Consider the following 18,584-nt stretch of genomic DNA (forward strand, 5'->3'; position numbering starts at 1 on the left):
CTCAGCCCGTCAGGCGACGCGTTCGCTGACCGATCTCGTGAGTTCGCGCAGCTGCTCGGCAGCGGCATCCCCGAGGGGTGCGTCATCAAGGGCGCGCGCCGCACGCTCGACGTTGAGCCGGATCATCTGCTCGACCTCCGCCGTCGCCCCTGACGAGTTGATCGTGTTCTGCAGCATCCTGATCTGCTCGTCGCCGAGGCCGGGATCGCCGAGGAGCTCGTCGAGCACGCGTCGCGCCGACGGTGGCAGGGCCCTCCTGGTCAAAGCGACGAGCACCGTGCGCTTGCCTTCTCTCAGGTCGTCGCCGCTCGGCTTGCCGGTCACCTCAGCATCGCCGAACACCCCGAGCAGGTCGTCGCGGAGCTGGAACGCGATCCCGAGGGGTAGGCCGAAATCACGCAACGCCTCGAGCTGAGCCGCAGTACCGCCGGCCAGAATGCCCCCGATGACAAGAGGCGCCTGCACGCTGTACTTCGCAGATTTGTAGACGATCACCCGTTCGGCTCTTGGCAGCAGCTCCTCTTCGCGTTCGGAGCGCCATGAACGCTCCTCCAGGATGTCGAGGTACTGACCGGCGATCACCTCGGCCCTCATACGCCCGAATTCGCGGCGCACCCCGAGTGCCCGGTACGCAGGCACTCCGTCCGCGAGTGCTTCGCCCAGCAGGTCGTCGCTGAATCCGAGCAGGAGGTCGCCGAGCAGCACAGCCGCGCCCTCGCCGAACTGCGCTGCCGATCCCTCCCAGCCGTTCTCGTCATGCAGAGCCGCGAAACGCCGATGGGCGGACGGGGCGCCGCGGCGGGTATCGGACCGGTCGATGATGTCGTCGTGCACGAGCGCTGCGGCATGGAACAGCTCGAGCGCTGCCGCCGTGCCGACGACCGGGTCGAGGTGGCCGGGCTCCTGCCCTTGCAATGCATCGTGGACGGCCCGGTAGCCCCAGTAGCAGAACAGAGCCCTGAATCTCTTGCCGCCACTGAGAAACTGCCGGGAGAACGCGGCAAGCGGCCCCACGTCTGGGGCGATGGACAACAAAATGGAATCGCGCGTTTCGAGAAAGTGTCCGATACGGTCGTCTACAAGGTCGATCAATCCGTTGCTTTCCGGCACGCGCCTAGCCTAGCTGCGGCAGCAAGACTAGAATCAGAAGTCACAATATGGTCGTTCTCGAAGCCTGAGGGGGACAAGGATGCCGCTTTCGGAGCACGAGCAGCGCCTCCTCGATGAGATGGAGCGCAGTCTCTATCAGAATGATGCCGACTTTGTCGCGAAGGTCGGTGGTGCGCGCGTTCGCCCCACCTACCGTGCAGTGGTGCTCGGCATCCTGCTGGCAGTCGTCGGTGTCGCCGTCTTACTGACCGGGGTTTTCCTTCAGGTCGTGGTCGTCGGCATCCTGGGTTTCGCGCTCATGCTTGCGGGCGTGCTCGTCGCCATAACCCCGAGTCGAGCCAAGCGGGCCGCCACCATCGCGGGGGAGCACCCCGAGACGACTGCCGCCAAATCGACACAGCCTGGCTTCATGGACAAGCTCAACGAGCGCTGGGACAAGCGCCAAGAGGGTGACCACTGAGACATCGACCACCGGGCCACTTCTAGCCCTGAACCACCATCGCGCGCCCTAGGGCGCGCGATTCGTGCTTAACGCTGCCTAGCGCAGCCCACTTCGGCGTGCCGTGCAGGCCGCCCTCCCTTCGGCCTCGTTCGCGGCCGAAACCAGGTTGTTGTCCTCCACCACCCTCCACCCGAGGATTTCCGCGTGTTCTCGCGGCACGGGGAGGGCCTATTCTGTGAATTCCGCCGCATTTCCGCGATTCGTGGATGGTTGTGGAGTAAAGTGGAGGAGTCGCAGGCTCGCGGCGTGATCGACGGGGGAGGGGCCGATGTTTCTTGGCACCTACGCCCCCAAGCTCGATGAGAAAGGGCGCATCATTCTTCCCGCCAAGTTCCGCGACGAGTTCGAGTCAGGACTCGTGATGACGCGTGGGCAGGAACGGTGCGTCTACGTCTTCTCGCGTCGTGAGTTCGAGTCGCTGAACGAGAAGATCCGACAGGCACCGGTCACGAGCAAGCAGGCTCGTGACTACCTGCGCGTGTTCCTTTCGGGAGCCAGCGACGAGGTCCCCGACAAGCAGCACCGCGTCACGGTCCCACCGCTTCTGCGGTCGTACGCGGGCCTGCAAAGAGACCTCACGGTCATCGGCGCGGGTAACCGTGCGGAGATCTGGGACTCATCTGCGTGGGATGCCTACCTTGCCGAGAACGAGGCTTCGTTCGCCGAGACGGCCGAGGAGGTGATCCCGGGGCTGTTCTAGCGCCTGGCGCCGGACTCCCAGCCACAGCAACGCACCCTGATGCACTTCCCCGGTGTCAGGTGGCGTGTGGATGGGGATCCGGCGTCAGGAGCAAGGCCCCTTGAGAGCCATGACCGACGCAATCGATCCTCGCGACATCCACACACCGGTCATGCTCGAGCGCTGCATCGAACTCCTGGCGCCTGCGCTCCAGGGCGAGAGCCCGGTGCTCGTGGATGCCACTCTCGGCCTCGGCGGACACACTGAGGCGTTCCTGCAGCGCTTCCCGCACCTCACCGTCATCGCCCTCGACCGCGACACCGAAGCGATCGCGCTGGCGTCGGAGCGGTTGTCTGTATTCGCCGATCGGCTGAACGTGGTGCACACCGTGTACGACGGGATCACGGATGCCGTCGCATCCCTCGGTCATCCCACCGTCGACGCCGTGCTGTTCGACCTCGGAGTCTCGTCGTTACAGCTCGACCGCGTGGAGCGCGGCTTCTCGTACTCGAAGGACGCGCCTCTGGACATGCGCATGGATGCGACGTCCGAACTGACCGCCCGGACGGTGATCGGCGAATACGACGAGGCGGACCTGCGGCGCATCTTCCTCGACTACGGGGAAGAGAAGCTGGCCGCCCGGTACGCCCGGGCGATCGTGAGGGCTAGGGCTGAATCGCCGATCACTCGGTCGGCACAACTCGTTTCGGTCATCCAGGCTGCAACACCTGCGGCGCTGCAGCGGGCTGGTCATCCGGCAAAACGCGTGTTCCAGGCGCTGCGCATCGAGGTGAACCACGAGCTCGACGTGCTCGAGCGGGCCATTCCGCGCGCGGTCGACGTGCTCAGAGTGGGCGGTCGGATCGCCGTCATGTCGTTCCAGTCCCTGGAGGACCGGATCGTCAAACGCGCTCTCCAGGCGAGGGCGACGTCGACGGCTCCGGCCGGACTACCGGTGGAGCTTCCGCAGCATCGGCCGGAACTGAACTTGCTGACCAGGGGGGCCGAGCTGGCCGACGACGAGGAGAGGGCGCGCAACCCGCGTTCCATCCCCGTTCGGCTCCGCGCGGCGGAACGTATCAGGGGGAAGTCATGAGCCAAGCGACGGCGTCGCTCCCATCGACGCGAGCACCGGCGCGCCGCACAGGGCCGCATCTTCAGGCACTGCCTCGCGCAGAGCGGCGGGCACGACCCAAGCTGTTCTACGCGGCCGTGGCCGTGCTGACGGTCATGGTCGTCGTCGTCGCCCAGTTGCTGTTGTCGATCGGTGTTTCGCAGGGTGCGTATCGCATCGAGTCGCTGCAGGCGGACAAGGCCCAGTTGTCGCGTTCGTACCAAGAGGCATCCGAGAAGGTGCAGAAGCTTTCGTCGCCTCAGTACCTCGCGGCGAATGCTGTGGCACTCGGCATGGTGAACAACGGGACGCCCGTTTACCTGCGGCTCTCCGATGGCGCTGTCATCGGCTCGCCCGCGCCGTCCTCCGCTTCGGCCGGCTCCACGGGTCAGCTGGTGGGGAACGCCCTGACCCAGGACATCCCGCTCGTCACCGCCCCGAAGTCGAGTTCGAAGTCGTCGGCGTCGAACTCGGCGGCGAAGAGCTCGAACGGGACGCAGGCGACGGGCGATCAGACATCCTCTGGCGCTGGATCCACCACACCGAACGGGAATCAGCAGCAGGCGAGCCAGGGGCCCGTACCGTGGACAGGGGCCCTCCCGGCGCCTTCGACACACTGACGACGGCACCGATCAACCAAGTCGGCGGCCTCGCCCGACGCGGCGGGCCGCCATAGCCAGAGGGAGTTCATGACGACGACCGTGAAGAGCCATCGTCGGCGGGTCGCCGTGGCCATCGTGGCCGTCTTGGCCATCGTCATCGTCTTCGTCGTGCGGCTCGTCGATGTGCAGGTGGTTCGAGCGGACTCCCTCGACCGCCAGGCCGCGGAGCGTCGCGGAAACGTCTCCACCATCGAGGGCACGAGGGGATCGATCGTCGCCGCCGACGGCACGGTCCTGGCACGCACCGTGCTGCGTTATGACTTCATCGCGACTCCCAAGTTCACGACGAAGCCGAGCAACATCACTATCGACGGCAAGTCGAAGAAGGTGTCCCTCGATCAAGCGGCCGTCGAGATCGCGAAGATCACGCGGCAGAAGCCCACCGACATCACCGGGCCGATCCAAGCTGCACTCGCGCAGAACAAGGACTCCATGTACGCGCCCATCGTGCAGGGCGTGGATGTCGCCACGTACCAGAAGCTGAAGGCGCTGCAGATTCCGTGGCTCGATTCCACGAGTCATCAGGTGCGCGTGTATCCGAACGGCGCTGTTGCGGGGAACATCCTCGGTTTCCTGAACGGAGACGGCGTTGCGCAAGCCGGTCTCGAGACCGGCGAGAACAAGTGCCTAGCCGGAAACAACGGCGAGGAGACCTACCAGGTCGGTGCCGACGGGGTGACCATTCCCGGCAGCACCAAGGTGCAGAAGCCTGCGAAGGACGGCGGCGAGGTCGTCACGAGCATCGATCCCGACCTGCAGTGGTTCGCGCAAGACGAGCTCGCCAAGGTGGTGCCGCAACTCGGCGCCCAATTCGGCATGGTGAGCGTGGTCAGCGTGAAAGACGGGAAGATCCGCGTCGCCGCCCAATATCCGTCGGCAGATCCCAACAACCTCGACGCGACGCCCACCCAGTACTGGAAGGCCATGATGTTCCAGGACCAGTACGAGCCGGGGTCGATCTTCAAACCACTCACCGCGGCCGCCCTGATCGACTCGGGCAAGGCATCCCCGACGAGCCAACTCCTCGTGCCCGACTCGCTTTCGCCGCAGAAGGGTGTGTTCGTGGCTGACAACGAGACGCACCCGGTGCAGCACCTCACCCTCACCGGGGTGCTCACCGAGTCGTCGAACGTCGGCATGTCGGAGCTCGGCACGAGCATGGATGATCAGGCACGCTACGACTTCATGAAGAAGTTCGGCATCGGCAGCAAGACCGCGGTCGACTTCCCTGGGGAGCTGTCTGGGGACTTCACCAACCCGTCCAAGTGGGACGAGCAGACGCGCTACGCCACTACATTCGGCCAGGGCCTCTCGATCACTCAGGCGCAGATGCTCAGCGCCTACCAGGCCATCGCGAACGGCGGAGTCAAAGTGCCGCTTTCCATCGTCGACGGCTGCAAGCAGGCGGACGGCACCATGACCGACGTCCCCTCCAAGAAGGGCACTCGCGTGGTGTCGACCCAGACCTCGCAGGAGATTCTCGGGATGCTCGAGAACGTGCTCAAGGGCGGTCCCATCTCCACCCTCCCGAACACCCAGATCCCCGGCTATCTCGTGGCCGCCAAGACCGGAACGGCGCAGGAGCCGGACGGAAACGGCGGGTACATGAAGAGCTATTACGTGTCGGTGATGGGCGTCGCCCCGGTGGACGATCCGCAGTATCTCGTTTCGGTCAACATCGGCTTCCCGACTACGATTACATCGTCCCTGGCGGCGGGACCGCTGTTCAAGACGATGATGAGCCAGGTGCTCAAGGCGTTCCGGGTTCAGCCGTCGACCGCTCCGCCGGCCAACTACCCAGACACCTATTGAAAGTGAGCCACGTGACCGGAACGGGCACTGCGATGCTGCGCCCCGAGCACCCCGTCTCCCGGTCCCTCTCGCAACTGGTGGCCGATTTCGGGTTCGAGGCACTCGAACGGGTCGACTCGGTCGAGGTGAGTGGCGTCACGGTCGCATCCGGCACCGTCGAGCCGGGCGATCTGTATGTCGGACTTCCCGGAAAACGGGCGCACGGCGCATCCTTCGCCGCTGATGCTGCTGCAGCCGGCGCAACGGCCGTGCTCACGGACGAGGCCGGTGCGCCCTTGGCATCGGCCGCTGGCGTTCCCGTGATCGTCACCGACGACCCGCGGGCCGTGCTCGGAGAGGTGGCTGCCTGGGTCTATCGCACAGACGAGAACCCCGCCACGCTCTACGCCGTCACGGGCACGAACGGCAAGACGAGCGTCGTCTACGTCATCACGGCGGTGCTCGAGCAGATCGGCGTGCGTTCTGGCCTCAGCTCGACGGCCGAGCGACGCGTAGGCGATCTCGCCGTGACCAGCTCGCTGACGACGCCAGAGGCAAGCGAGCTACACGCCCTGCTCGCACGCATGCGGGAGGCCGGCGTGCGCGGCGCGGCCGTTGAGGTCTCGGCACAGGCGCTGACCAGGCACCGGGTGGACGGCATCGTGTTCGACGTTGCCGGATTCACCAACCTCAGCCACGACCACCTCGACGACTACGAGTCGATGAACGAGTACTACAGCGCCAAGCTCGCGCTCTTCTCACCCGACCGTGCGCGACGGGGCGTTGTAACGGTCGACTCGGAGTGGGGCAGAAGGGCGGCCGACGAGTCGCGCATTCCGGTCACCACGCTCGCCACGGCTGCCGGTGTGGAGGCGGATTGGCGAGTCGAGCTCGGCGAGCAGACCATCGATCGCACGGCGTTCACCCTCGTCGGGCCGGACGGGCGCGCGCTCAGCACGAGCATCCCGGTTCTCGGCTCGTTCATGGCGGGCAACGCCGCTCTCGCCATCGTCATGCTCGTGGAGTCAGGGTTCGACCTCGAGGCGATCGGACAGGTGCTGGATCGCGACGGCGGCATCCTCGCCTACATTCCCGGCCGTGCTGAGCGCGTCTCGGGTGAGTCGGGACCCGTGGTGTTCGTCGACTACGGGCACACCCCGGACGCATTCGCGCGCATTCTTTCGTCACTTCGCGCCGTCACCCCCGGCCGCATCATCATGGTGTTCGGCGCCGACGGAGACCGCGACGCCACCAAACGGGCCGAGATGGGCGCCATCGCCGCGCGCGGCGCAGACGAGGTCATCATCACCGATTTCCACCCAAGGTTCGAAGACCCCGCAGCCATCCGTGCTGCGTTGATCGCCGGGGCGTTGGATGCCGTTCCCGACGCTCACGTGGAGGAGATCGCGGACCAGCGGGTCGCCATCCGCACCGCCATTGCCCACGCGGGCGAGGGCGACGTGGTCTTCTACGCGGGCCCTGGGCACGAGGACTATCAGGAGGTCGCAGGAGTGCACTTGCCCTATTCGGCACGTGAAGACGCGAAGCTTGCGCTTCGCGAGGCGGGCTGGCTTTCGTGATCGCCATGACGATAGGCGAGATCGCTGAGGCGGTCGGCGGGCGCATCGTCGCCGGCCCGGACGCGGCGTCGTCGGTGATCGATGGGCTGTCGTACACCGACTCGCGGGAAGTGCTGCCGGGCGGCGTCTTCTTCGCCAAGCCGGGCGAGTTCACCGACGGGCACCTCTTCGCACCTCAGGCGGTCGAGCGTGGGGCCGCACTCGTCGTCGTCGACCACGAACTCGGACTCGAAGTACCGCAGATTGTCGTGCCCGACGTCGTCGACGCGCTCGGAGCGCTCGCGCGCACCGTGATCGCCCGAGTGCGCGAGGCGGGCATCCTCCGGATCGTCGGGATCACGGGATCGAACGGCAAGACGACGACAAAGAACCTGTTGGCTGCGATCCTCGGCCGTGTCGGCGAGACGGTCGCACCACGGGCATCATTCAACAACGAGGTCGGTGCGCCGCTCACGATGCTCGAGGTCGGCGACAGCACCAGGTTCCTCGTCGCCGAGATGGGCGCGAGCCGCGAGGGCGACATCGCACGCCTCATCCGCATGGCCAAGCCCGACGTCGGAGTCGTGCTGAAGGTCGGCCTCGCGCACGCTGGAGAGTTCGGCGGGATCGAACACACACAGCGCGCGAAGTCCGAGATGGTGACGGACCTCGAGGCAGACGACACGGCGGTGCTCAACGCCGACGACCCGCGTGTCGCAGCGATGGCCCAGGTCACCAGGGCGCAGGTGCTGTGGTTCGGGCTCGAAGGAGACGCGGCGCCAGACCGCGTACGCGCGACCGAGGTGCGCTCCTCGCGCTCGGGCACGACCTTCACACTGCGGCTTCCAGACGACACGAGCGCGGATGTGACGTTCCGCGTGCTCGGCGAGCATCACGTGGCGAACGCTCTGGCCGCGGCATCTGCCGCGCACGCGCTGGGCGTCGGCATTGACCACATCGTCGCCGGACTCGAGTCGGTCACGCGAGCCGAGCGGTGGCGCATGGAGGTCATGGGCGGTGCGGGCGGCATCACCGTCATCAACGATGCGTACAACGCGAGTCCCGACTCCATGGCTGCGGCACTCAAAACGCTCGTGCAGCTGCGCGAACCAGGCGGCCGCGCGGTTGCCGTGCTCGGCGAGATGACCGAACTCGGTGAGTCGGCGGGGGAGGAGCACGACAGGGTCGGGCTTCTCGCGGTGCGCCTCGGCGTGGACCAGGTCGTCGTGGTCGGGGCCGGCGCCAGGCGCATGCACATCTCCACGATTAATGAGGGTTCCTGGGACGGGGAATCCGTCTTCGTCGAGACACAGGACGACGCCCTCGAACTGCTGAAGTCGATGCTGCGCGAGGGCGACACGGTTCTGGTGAAGTCGTCGAATGCAGCCGGCCTGCGTCACCTCGGCGATCGGCTGGGGGAGTTGTTCTCGTGAGAGCTCTATTGACCTCAGGGGCGCTCTCGCTCGCCTTCTCGCTGTTCCTCACACCGGTCTTCGTCCGGCTGTTCCGCCGCTTGGGCTGGGGACAGTTCATCCGAGACGACGGTCCGCAGTCGCACCACGCCAAGCGCGGAACCGCGACCATGGGCGGCATCGTCATCATTCTCGCGACGCTCGTCGGCTACTTCGTGGCGGTGCTGCTGAACGGCGGTGACGGGCTTTCGATGTCGCCCCTGCTCGTTCTGCTCATGATGGTCGGCCTCGGCGTCGTCGGCTTCATCGACGACTTCCTCAAGACCCGCAAGCAACGCAGTCTCGGGCTGGGCGGATGGTCGAAGGTCGCAGGGCAGGTCATCGTCGCGACAGTGTTCGGCATCCTTGCCATCAACTTCCCGAGCAACGAGGGCGTGACGCCCGCCTCGACCGAGATCTCCTTCATCAGGGACCTGCCGCTCGACCTGATGGTCGTCGGAGGCATCCCGATCATCGGCATCCTGCTCTACCTGATCTGGGTCAACCTCATCACCACGGCCGCCTCCAACGGGGTCAACGTGACGGACGGCCTCGACGGCCTCGCCACCGGGGCATCCATCCTGGCGATCGGGTCGTACATCATCATCGGCTTCTGGCAGTTCAACCAGTCCTGCTTCAGCGAGACGATCGACACCGACAACCTCTTCAAGTGCTACACGGTGCGGGATCCGCTCGACCTGGCCGTCGTGGCGGCGGCGATCGTGGGAGCGCTCGTCGGGTTCCTGTGGTGGAACACGTCGCCCGCCCAGATCTTCCTCGGCGACACCGGTTCGCTTGGCCTCGGCGGAGCTCTCGCGGCGCTCGCGATCCTGAGCCACACCGAACTGCTGCTCGTGCTCATCGGCGGGCTGTTCGTCATCGAGACGGGATCGGTGATCCTGCAGCGGGCCTACTTCAAGCTGACGCACGGCAAACGCATCTTCCGCATGAGTCCCATCCACCATCACTTCGAGCTCAAGGGCTGGGCGGAGGTCACCGTGGTGGTGCGGTTCTGGATCATCGCCGGCCTCCTCGTCGCGGCGGGCGTGGGCTCGTTCTATCTCGAGTGGTTGTCGAGGACGTCGTGACGACACCCGAGCTGCAGGGGCGGCTCGCAAGCCTGACCAGCTGGCGCTCGGAGTGGGATGGCCTGCGCGTCGTGGTGCTCGGGCTCGGCGTCGCCGCATTCTCCAGCGCCGACACGCTCACCGAACTCGGTGCCGACGTGCTTGTCGTTGCGGATGCCTACCACGAGGAGCGCGCGCGGCTCCTCGACGTGATCGGCGCACGCCTGCATGTCGGCGATCTGTCTGTGGTCCCTGGCGCCGTCACAGAGTTCGCCCCAGAGGTCGTCGTCGTCTCATCCGGCAGGTTCCACCCGGATCACCCTGTTCTCGCATGGGCGGAGCAGGCGGGCGTTGCCGTGTGGAGCGATGTCGAGCTCGCGTGGCGAGTGCGCGACAAGATCGAGCCTGCGGCGGAGTGGATCTGCATCACCGGCACGAACGGCAAGACCACAACCGTCGAGCTGACCGCCACGTTCCTGGTCGCCTCGGGCGTGCGCGCTGCGCCCTGCGGCAACATCGGCATCCCCGTGCTCGACGCCGTTCGCGACCCGGAGGGGTTCGACGTGCTCGTCGTCGAGCTGTCCAGCTATCAGCTGCACTGGCTGAACCGCAACGCGGGTGGGGAGGTCTTCCCGTTCTCCAGCGCGTGCCTGAACCTCGCAGAGGACCACCTGGACTTCCACGGGTCGATGCAGGCGTACGGGGCAGCCAAGGCCAAGGTGTACGAGAACACGAAGATCGCATGCGTCTACAACAAGGCCGATCTGGCAACCCTTCGCATGGTGGAGGAGGCCGAGGTCGTTGAGGGTGCACGTGCCGTGGGGTTCGGACTCGATTCCCCCGGGCCGAGCGAATTCGGCATCGTCGACGGCATCCTGTGCGACAGGGCGTTCCTCGAGGACCGCGCGACCACGGCCCTGGAGCTCACCACGATCGACGAGCTGCGTGCGGCCGGACTGGCGGCACCGCATGTGGTGGCGAACATCCTCGCCGCGGCGGCGCTCTCGCGTTCGTACGGGGTGCCTGCCGGCGTCATCCACGACGCCCTGGCAACCTTCCGTCTCGATCCGCATCGCATCGAGACGGTCGCCGCGCACGACGGCGTGCTCTGGGTCGACGACTCGAAGGCCACGAATCCGCACGCGGCCGATGCTTCGCTGCGCGCGTTCGAGAACGTCGTCTGGATCGTGGGCGGAGATCTCAAGGGTGTCGCGATCGATGATCTTGTGCGCAGGCACGCCGACCGGCTCTCCGGAGCCGTGGTCATCGGGCTCGACCAGGAGCCCGTTCTGGCGGCGTTCCGTCGACACGCGCCGCAGGTTCGGGTGCTGGCCGTGGCCTCCGGCGAGACTGAGACCGTGATGCCGCAAGCGGTCCGGTTTGCGGCGCGACTGGCCAAGGAGGGCGACACCGTCCTCCTCGCTCCGGCCGCGGCGTCGCTGGACCAGTTCGCCGACTTCGCGGATCGGGGCGACCGGTTCGCCAAGGCGGTGCACGACCTGCTGGCCGACGACCAGGGGCCAGACGCCTCCTGAGATCACTGACGCGGGAAGACACGCGCCGACAAGCGCAGCAGGGAAGGCAGGGGAACCGGTGACAGCTCCCACGCAGGCCGCGTCACGTGGCGCGAGACGTCTCCCGCCTGCTCAGGATGCCGCGCCGACCGCCCAGGAGACGAGAGGGTCGCTTCTCAGCGCACGCATCTCCATGGGAAGGGTTTTCGCGGGGGAATCCGCAAACTACTTCCTGCTGCTGGGCGTGACTCTCTTCATGGTTGTCTTCGGCCTCGTGATGGTGTTGTCCTCCTCTGCGGTCGACTCGCATTCCAACGGGGACAGCTTCTTCGCCAGGTTCCTCAACCAGGGGCTCTACGCCTTGATCGGCGTTCCGATCATGTTGCTGGCCTCGCGCATCCCGTCATCGTTCTGGAAGCGCATCGCCTGGCCCGCCCTGATGGTTGCTGCAGCACTTCAGCTCCTCGTGGTGGCGACCCCGCTCGGTTCGGACAACGGCACCGGCTACAACCAGAACTGGCTCAAGGTGGGCCCCGTCGTCTTCCAGCCTTCCGAGGCGATCAAGATCGCGATGATCCTGTGGATGGGGATGTTCATCGCGCGCAAGCAGGACCGTCTCGCCCAATGGAAGTACGGGCTTCTGCCCGTCGTGCTCGTGATGGCCATTGCCATCGGGCTGGTTCTGGCCGGCGGCGACCTGGGCACGACCTCGATCATGGTCGCCATCGTGCTCGGCGCACTCTTCTTCGCCGGCATCCCCCTGCGACAGCTGATCGTCACGGGCGTGATCGCGGTCGGCGCCGCCCTGCTGTTCGCGGTCACCCGCGCCAACCGTCTCGAGCGCATCCTCGGCTTCCTGCACCCGTCTACCACCGATCCGATGAGCACGGGCTGGCAGATCGAGCAGAGCAACTTCGCGCTCGCGCACGGCGGCTTCTTCGGGGTGGGGCTCGGCAACTCGGAGTCGAAGTGGAACTGGCTTCCCGCTGCGAGCACCGACTTCATCTTCTCGATCATCGGCGAGGAGCTGGGACTCCTCGGCGCTATCGTCGTGCTCCTGCTGTTCGTGCTCCTGGCCATCTGCTTCGTGCGCATCATGAGCGCGACGACCGATCCGTTCGCGCGCGTCGTCACAGGATCCGTGATGTTCTGGCTCGTCGGACAGGGCCTCGTCAACATCGGCGTCGTGCTCGGCCTGCTGCCGGTGCTTGGCGTGCCGCTGCCGCTCATATCGGCGGGAGGCACAGCCCTGATCAGTTCTCTGTTCGCCATCGGGGTCGTGCTCTCGTTCACTCGCACGCCTTCGAACTCGCTCGTCGCGTCGCCGTTCGGGAGACTGGGGCGGTGACCACCTACCTAATGGCCGGCGGGGGCACCGCCGGCCACGTCAACCCGCTGCTCGCCGTCTCTGACGCCCTTCGGGGCTCAGAGCCGGATGCCGAGATCATCGTTCTGGGCACGGCGGAGGGCCTCGAGTCGCGTCTGGTGCCCGCGCGCGGCTACGAGCTCGCAACCATCCCAAAACTGCCGTTCCCGCGCCGACCGGATGCCGCGGCGCTGCGTTTTCCCGGCAGGTTCCGCGCGAGCGTCGCGCTGGTGCGTGCCCTCATCCGAGAGCGCGAAGTGGATGTGGTCGCTGGCTTCGGGGGGTACGCGGCGGCTCCCGCGTACCGGGCGGCCCACCTGCAAGGCGTTCCTCTCGCGTTGCACGAGGCCAACGCGAAGCCTGGGCTGGCGAACCGCCTCGGCGCCAGATATACGCCTCAGGTGGGGGTTGCGTTCCAGAACACGCCGATCGCACACGCTCGGTTCGTCGGAATGCCGCTGAGGCACGAGATCGAGGTGCTCGACCGAGCAGAGGCACGCCCGACGGCCATCGAGTACTTCGGTCTCGGGGATCGCCCGACGGTTCTCGTCACGGGCGGTTCCCTCGGGGCCAGAAGCGTGAATGCCAGCGCCATCGCCTCCGCCTCCGCCTTGACGGGCGCCGGATACCAGGTGCTGCACATCCAAGGAGGCGCTGCGGAGTTCCAAGACCCGGGCGTGTCCGGATATCACCTCATCGACTACTGCGACCGCATGGACCTCGCCCTGGCGGTCGCGGATGTGGCGATCTCCCGCGCCGGCGCGGCCACCGTCAGCGAACTCTCAGCCCTCGGCATCCCCGCCGTCTACGTGCCATACCCGGTAGGCAACGGAGAACAGCGATTCAATGCAGCGGGCGTCGTGGAGGCGGGAGGCGCGGTTCTCGTCGCAGATGCGGCGTTCACGCCCGAGTGGGTGCAGGCATCCGTTGTGCCGTTGCTGCAGGATCGCGAACGGCTCAGTGCCATGTCGGCGGCAGCAGCGAAGGTGGGGGTCCGCGACGGCGCGGAGCGCATGGTCGCCCTCATCCGCGAGGCGCAGGCGACTCTGCCCAGAGCGGGTCGCGGCCGTCCATCAGGCCGCTGACGGCATACTGGAAAAGCAGCTCGCAGTAGACGCCGAACGTGGAGACGATTCCGCGGCATGACAGACAGGACACCCGAAGCACAGTGATCAAGCCCGATGTGAACCTGAGGCTTCCTGACACGATCAGGCGGGTCCACTTCGTCGGAATCGGCGGTTCGGGCATGAGCGGCATAGCCCGCCTCTTCCTCAAGGCGGGCATCCCCGTTACGGGGTCCGACCGAGTCGAGAGCGACTACACGCGCGCTCTGCAGGAGCTCGGCGCAGGCATCCGGATCGGGCACGACGCAGCGAACGTGGGCGACGCCGACACCCTCGTCGTGACGGGCGCGCTGTGGCAAGACAATCCCGAGTACCTGTATGCCCTCGAGCACGGCATTCCCGTGCTGCACCGGTCCCAGGCGCTCGCCTGGCTCACCCGGGAGAGCAGGCTCGTCGCCGTCGCGGGCGCGCACGGCAAGTCGGGCACGACCGGCATGATCGCGACGGCTCTCGTCGAGCTCCGCGCCGACCCCAGCTTCGTGAACGGAGCCGTCATCGAGGGGCTGGAGACCAACGCGAGGCATGGCGACTCGGGGCTGTTCGTCATCGAGGCCGACGAGTCCGACGGTTCGTTCCTCCTCTACGACACGGCCATCGCCCTCATCCTCAACATCGACGACGACCACCTCGACCACTACGGCTCGTACGAAGCGGTAGAAGACGCCTTCGTGACCTTCGCGGATCGTGCTCGCGAGCTCGTCGTCATCTCGGCCGATGATGAGGGAGCGGGCGAAGTCACCCCACGCATATCGAACCAGCGGGTCGTCACGTTCGGCGAGTCGGAGGGGGCTGACGTGCGCGTGAGCGAGGTAACGACCGATGGCCCCGTGTCGTTCACACTCAGTTGGAACGGACACGACTACCGGGGCCGGCTTCGAGTACCGGGCAGGCATCACGCGCACAACGCTGCAGGGGCTTTCGCCGTGCTGACCCACCTCGGCGTGGCTCCGGAGGCCGCGATCTCTGCGCTCCAGTCCTACGGCGGCACGCACCGGCGGTTCGAGCTGCACGGAACCATCGGGGGCGTGAGCGTGTACGACGACTACGCGCACCACCCCACGGAGGTGCGTGCGGTGCTGGAAGCGGCTCGCACCGTCGTCGGCGACGGGCGGCTCATCGCGGTGCATCAGCCACACACGTACAGCCGCACGCAGCGGCTGGCCGGAGAGTTCGCCGAGACCCTCGAGCAGTACGCAGACGAGACGGTCGTACTCGACGTGTTCGGAGCTCGCGAGGACCCGGTACCCGGCGTGACGGGGGAACTCGTCTCGGAACGGTTCCATGACCCGACGAAGGTGGAGTACATCCCGGACTGGCAGCGAGCAGCGGATTTCACGGCGGATTTCGCACGTGAAGGCGACTTCGTCATCACGCTCGGGTGCGGGAACGTGAATCTGATCGTGCCGCAGCTGCTCGAATCCCTGCGACGGTCGAACGGCTGACGCGTGAAGCGTCCTCAAGGATTCGAGAACGCGAGCGCGCGCGTCACGCCTCGCGTCCCACGAGCGCGAGGCGACGAACGCCAGAAGCGCGCCGCCGAGGAGCAGTCGAGCACGGCGGCGCCGGATGCCGTCTCCTCGCCTTCTCGTGCGCCCCGCCGGTCCGGCGGGTCGTCGGTGGATGGCCCGAGCCGATCGGACCCTGCAGTCGCGACCCTGGAGCCGGATGCCGACACCGCGCCGATCGCTATCGTCCCGCTGGCGCCCACGCGGTCCGGCCGCACGGAAGCGAAGGATCCGCCCGCTGCCTCGTCTCTTGGTTCGCCACCAGTGCGGTCGCTCGTGGGCGACAGCGATTCCCCGAGTGTGCGAGCTGCCGCGCGGAGGCGACGCAGATACGAACGAGCCGAGATCAAGCGGTTCACGAGGGCGACCAGGCGCCGCAGGCTGGCCTGGCTGATCGGAGTCGGGTCGCTCGTGCTCGTACTGCTGGCAGCCGTGCTCGTGTCGCTCTCACCCGCCATGGCGCTCCGCTCGGTACAGGTGGTCGGTGCGCAGCGCATCGACGCTGCTGCGGTGCGACGCGCGCTGAGCCCTCAGCTCGGCACGCCCCTTCCGCTCATCGACTACTCGAAGGTGCGCAAGGAGCTCGAAGGGTTCCCGCTCATACGCAGCTACAGCACAGAGGCGGATCCGCCGGGCACCTTGGTCGTGCGCATCGTCGAGCGCGTGCCGATCGCGCTCCTCAAGGTGCCTTCCGGATTCCAGCTCGTCGACCAGGCCGGGGTTGTGATGCAGACGACGGCGGAACGGCCGGGCGGGTACCCCGTCATCGCAATACCGGACGACGCATCCGAGACGTCCAAGCACGACGAATTCCGCGCTGCCGCCGACGTGCTCGCCGCACTCCCCACCGGCATGCTCAGCCAGGTCGACAGTGCGAGCGCGACGGGCGCACAAGACGTGACCCTGAAGCTCACCTCTGGCGTCACCGTGGTCTGGGGCGGCCCGGACGAGGCAGGGCAGAAGGCCTCAGTGCTGAGCGCGCTCATCAAAGCCGCGCCAGGGGCATCCGTGTACGACGTGTCGGCTCCCGAGAGCCCCGTCACGCGCTGATCGCCCGCGATCGAGCCGCCGTCCGGGCTCCCGGCATCGACATCGGTGCCCGGCGTCGGCGACACGCGGAGGATCTGCAGCCCAGGGGAGCCTGCGCCGCTTAGCGTCAGGCCTAGTAAATGCATACCGAGCATAACTTTAAGCCTCGACTTGAAGTTGAAGGTTGCCAGCGGAGGGCCATCGTGAGCGCAAACCAGAACTACCTCGCCGTGATCAAGGTCGTCGGCATCGGCGGTGGCGGCGTCAACGCCGTGAACCGCATGATCGAGCTCGGCCTGCGTGGCGTCGAGTTCATCGCCATCAATACCGACGCGCAGGCGCTGCTCATGAGCGACGCTGACGTGAAGCTCGACGTGGGTCGCGAGATCACTCGTGGGCTCGGGGCCGGCGCAGACCCCGAGGTCGGCAGGAGAGCGGCCGAAGACCACGCCGAGGAGATCGAAGAGGCCCTCACCGGCGCCGACATGGTCTTCGTCACCGCGGGTGAAGGCGGCGGCACGGGCACCGGCGGTGCACCCGTCGTGGCAAGGATCGCCAAGTCGATCGGAGCACTCACCATCGGTGTGGTGACCAAGCCGTTCGGCTTCGAGGGCAAGCGCAGGGCCGATCAGGCGGAGTCTGGCGTCGCGCGCCTGAAAGAAGAGGTCGACACCCTCATCGTGGTGCCCAACGACCGGCTGCTGGAGATCAGCGACCGCGGCATCAGCATGCTCGAGGCCTTCGCAACCGCCGACCAGGTGCTTCTCGCCGGTGTTCAGGGCATCACCGACCTCATCACGACCCCCGGTCTCATCAACCTCGACTTCGCCGACGTCAAGTCGGTCATGCACGGGGCCGGGTCCGCCCTCATGGGCATCGGCTCGTCCCGGGGCGCCGACAGAGCCATCAAGGCGGCCGAGCTCGCCGTCGCGTCACCGTTGCTCGAGGCGAGCATCGAGGGCGCGCGAGGCGTGCTGCTGTCCATTCAGGGCGGTTCGAACCTCGGAATCTTCGAGATCAACGACGCGGCTCGCCTCGTGCAGGAGGCCGTGCACCCGGAGGCGAACATCATCTTCGGTGCGGTCATCGACGACACCCTCGGCGACGAGGTGCGCGTCACGGTCATCGCTGCGGGATTCGATGGCGGCGAGCCCCAGGCGCAGAAGGCCGACGTGCGCCGTGCCACGTTCGTGTCGTCGACCTCGGCCACGGGCGGCGAGCTCACGGACACGCAGGCGCTGGAGGAGGAAGACATCCCCACTCAGGGCACCTGGTCGGATGCCGACTCCAAGCTCGTCGAGGCCGCGGTGAACGATCCGGCATTCGATGACGACGATGTGCTGGATGTGCCCGACTTCCTGAAGTGACAGACGGGATCGACGGCGTCGGCCTGCCCCTCGCCCAGCGGCTGGCGCACGTGCAGCAGAACGTGTCGGATGCCGCGCGCGCGGCGGGCAGGGATCCTGCGGAGATCACGACCATCGTGGTGACCAAGTTCCAGCCGGCATCGCTCGTGCGGGAACTCGTGGAGTTGGGTGTGCGCGATGTGGGTGAGAACCGGGCGCAGGAGGCGGCGATGAAGGCATCCGAATTGGCCGGCGCGAGCGGACCGCAAGATGTGCTGCGCTGGCACTTCATCGGCCAGTTGCAGAGAAACAAGGCGAAGCTCGTGCGCAGCTTCGCAAGCTCGGTGCACTCCGTCGACCGTCCCGCGGCGGTCGAGGCCCTGAGTGCGGTGGAGGACGGCTCCGACGAGGTTCGAGGGGACGGCGTGCTGGACTGCTTCATCCAGCTTGCCCTGAGTGACGAGCCGGGCAGGGGCGGCGTCGCGCCCGACGGGATGCTCGCCCTCGCTGAGCGCGTGCTGGCAGAGCCTCGCCTGCGGCTACGCGGCGTCATGGCCGTCGCGCCGCTGGGGGAGGAGCCGCGACGTGCGTTCGCCCGGGTGCGCGAGGCATCCGATCTGCTGCGTTCGGTGGCGCCGGATGCGCGCGCGATCTCGGCCGGAATGTCCGGCGATTATGTCGAAGCGATCGCAGAAGGGGCGACACACCTTCGCATCGGCACGGCAATAACGGGAAAGCGGCCCGAGCGTGCTTAGCCTGGCTTTG

Annotated in this window: 16 protein-coding genes; 15 read left to right on the forward strand and 1 reads right to left on the reverse strand. The window is 66.9% G+C overall.

The genetic code is table 11. The features are described 5' to 3' along the window. Positions 1 to 9: 9 nt before the first annotated feature. Positions 10 to 1,110 carry a polyprenyl synthetase family protein gene (locus ACO2Q7_RS00520; protein ID WP_423353697.1) on the reverse strand — a complete coding sequence of 367 codons (1,101 nt, stop codon included), beginning with the start codon at positions 1,108 to 1,110 and terminating at the stop codon, positions 10 to 12. Positions 1,111 to 1,189: 79 nt separating this feature from the next. Here ACO2Q7_RS00520 and ACO2Q7_RS00525 point away from each other — a divergent pair, with 79 nt between their 5' ends. From ACO2Q7_RS00525 to ACO2Q7_RS00595, 15 genes are all read left to right on the forward strand, one after another. Beyond that, positions 1,190 to 1,570 (forward strand): DUF3040 domain-containing protein, encoded by a 381-nt coding sequence (locus ACO2Q7_RS00525; RefSeq protein WP_423353698.1) that lies wholly within the window; start codon positions 1,190 to 1,192, stop codon positions 1,568 to 1,570. Positions 1,571 to 1,880: 310 nt separating this feature from the next. Further along, positions 1,881 to 2,312, forward strand: coding sequence for a division/cell wall cluster transcriptional repressor MraZ (mraZ, locus tag ACO2Q7_RS00530; protein ID WP_423353699.1), 432 nt, complete (start codon positions 1,881 to 1,883; stop codon positions 2,310 to 2,312). Between the two features lie 109 nt (positions 2,313 to 2,421). Continuing rightward, positions 2,422 to 3,387: a 16S rRNA (cytosine(1402)-N(4))-methyltransferase RsmH gene (gene rsmH, locus ACO2Q7_RS00535; protein WP_423353700.1), complete on the forward strand. Its 966-nt coding sequence runs from the start codon at positions 2,422 to 2,424 to the stop codon at positions 3,385 to 3,387. Next, positions 3,384 to 4,025, forward strand: coding sequence for a hypothetical protein (locus ACO2Q7_RS00540; protein WP_423353701.1), 642 nt, complete (start codon positions 3,384 to 3,386; stop codon positions 4,023 to 4,025). The genes rsmH and ACO2Q7_RS00540 overlap by 4 nt, the downstream gene beginning before the upstream one ends. Positions 4,026 to 4,094: 69 nt before the next feature. Continuing rightward, positions 4,095 to 5,879, forward strand: coding sequence for a peptidoglycan D,D-transpeptidase FtsI family protein (locus ACO2Q7_RS00545; RefSeq protein WP_423353702.1), 1,785 nt, complete (start codon positions 4,095 to 4,097; stop codon positions 5,877 to 5,879). A 32-nt stretch (positions 5,880 to 5,911) separates the two neighbouring features. Beyond that, positions 5,912 to 7,438: a UDP-N-acetylmuramoyl-L-alanyl-D-glutamate--2,6-diaminopimelate ligase gene (locus tag ACO2Q7_RS00550; protein WP_423355921.1), complete on the forward strand. Its 1,527-nt coding sequence runs from the start codon at positions 5,912 to 5,914 to the stop codon at positions 7,436 to 7,438. Next, positions 7,435 to 8,850, forward strand: a complete 1,416-nt coding sequence (locus ACO2Q7_RS00555; protein WP_423353703.1) for a UDP-N-acetylmuramoyl-tripeptide--D-alanyl-D-alanine ligase — start codon at positions 7,435 to 7,437, stop codon at positions 8,848 to 8,850. The genes ACO2Q7_RS00550 and ACO2Q7_RS00555 overlap by 4 nt, the downstream gene beginning before the upstream one ends. After that, positions 8,847 to 9,956 carry a phospho-N-acetylmuramoyl-pentapeptide-transferase gene (gene mraY / locus ACO2Q7_RS00560; protein ID WP_423353704.1) on the forward strand — a complete coding sequence of 370 codons (1,110 nt, stop codon included), beginning with the start codon at positions 8,847 to 8,849 and terminating at the stop codon, positions 9,954 to 9,956. The genes ACO2Q7_RS00555 and mraY overlap by 4 nt, the downstream gene beginning before the upstream one ends. Beyond that, the gene (gene murD, locus ACO2Q7_RS00565; protein ID WP_423353705.1) at positions 9,953 to 11,470 is read left to right on the forward strand and encodes a UDP-N-acetylmuramoyl-L-alanine--D-glutamate ligase; all 1,518 of its coding nucleotides are present in this window, start codon (positions 9,953 to 9,955) and stop codon (positions 11,468 to 11,470) included. Before mraY ends, murD begins: the two co-directional genes overlap by 4 nt. Before the next feature lie 58 nt (positions 11,471 to 11,528). Beyond that, entirely contained in the window at positions 11,529 to 12,797 is a 1,269-nt protein-coding gene (gene ftsW, locus ACO2Q7_RS00570) for a putative lipid II flippase FtsW (RefSeq protein ID WP_423353706.1), read from the forward strand. Next, complete coding sequence (locus ACO2Q7_RS00575) at positions 12,794 to 13,900, forward strand: UDP-N-acetylglucosamine--N-acetylmuramyl-(pentapeptide) pyrophosphoryl-undecaprenol N-acetylglucosamine transferase (protein WP_423353707.1); 1,107 nt, start codon at positions 12,794 to 12,796, stop codon at positions 13,898 to 13,900. Before ftsW ends, ACO2Q7_RS00575 begins: the two co-directional genes overlap by 4 nt. An 83-nt stretch (positions 13,901 to 13,983) precedes the next feature. Next, positions 13,984 to 15,381, forward strand: a complete 1,398-nt coding sequence (gene murC, locus ACO2Q7_RS00580; RefSeq protein WP_423355922.1) for a UDP-N-acetylmuramate--L-alanine ligase — start codon at positions 13,984 to 13,986, stop codon at positions 15,379 to 15,381. Positions 15,382 to 15,384: 3 nt separating this feature from the next. Beyond that, a complete protein-coding gene (locus ACO2Q7_RS00585) occupies positions 15,385 to 16,494 on the forward strand; it encodes an FtsQ-type POTRA domain-containing protein (protein ID WP_423353708.1) in 1,110 nt (369 codons plus the stop codon). 182 nt (positions 16,495 to 16,676) lie between these two features. After that, complete coding sequence (gene ftsZ, locus ACO2Q7_RS00590) at positions 16,677 to 17,840, forward strand: cell division protein FtsZ (RefSeq protein WP_423353709.1); 1,164 nt, start codon at positions 16,677 to 16,679, stop codon at positions 17,838 to 17,840. Continuing rightward, entirely contained in the window at positions 17,837 to 18,574 is a 738-nt protein-coding gene (locus ACO2Q7_RS00595) for a YggS family pyridoxal phosphate-dependent enzyme (RefSeq protein ID WP_423353710.1), read from the forward strand. The genes ftsZ and ACO2Q7_RS00595 overlap by 4 nt, the downstream gene beginning before the upstream one ends. Positions 18,575 to 18,584 lie beyond the last annotated feature (10 nt).

The sequence above is a fragment of the Rathayibacter sp. KR2-224 genome (genome assembly GCF_049446075.1).
Lineage (GTDB): Bacteria > Actinomycetota > Actinomycetes > Actinomycetales > Microbacteriaceae > Humibacter.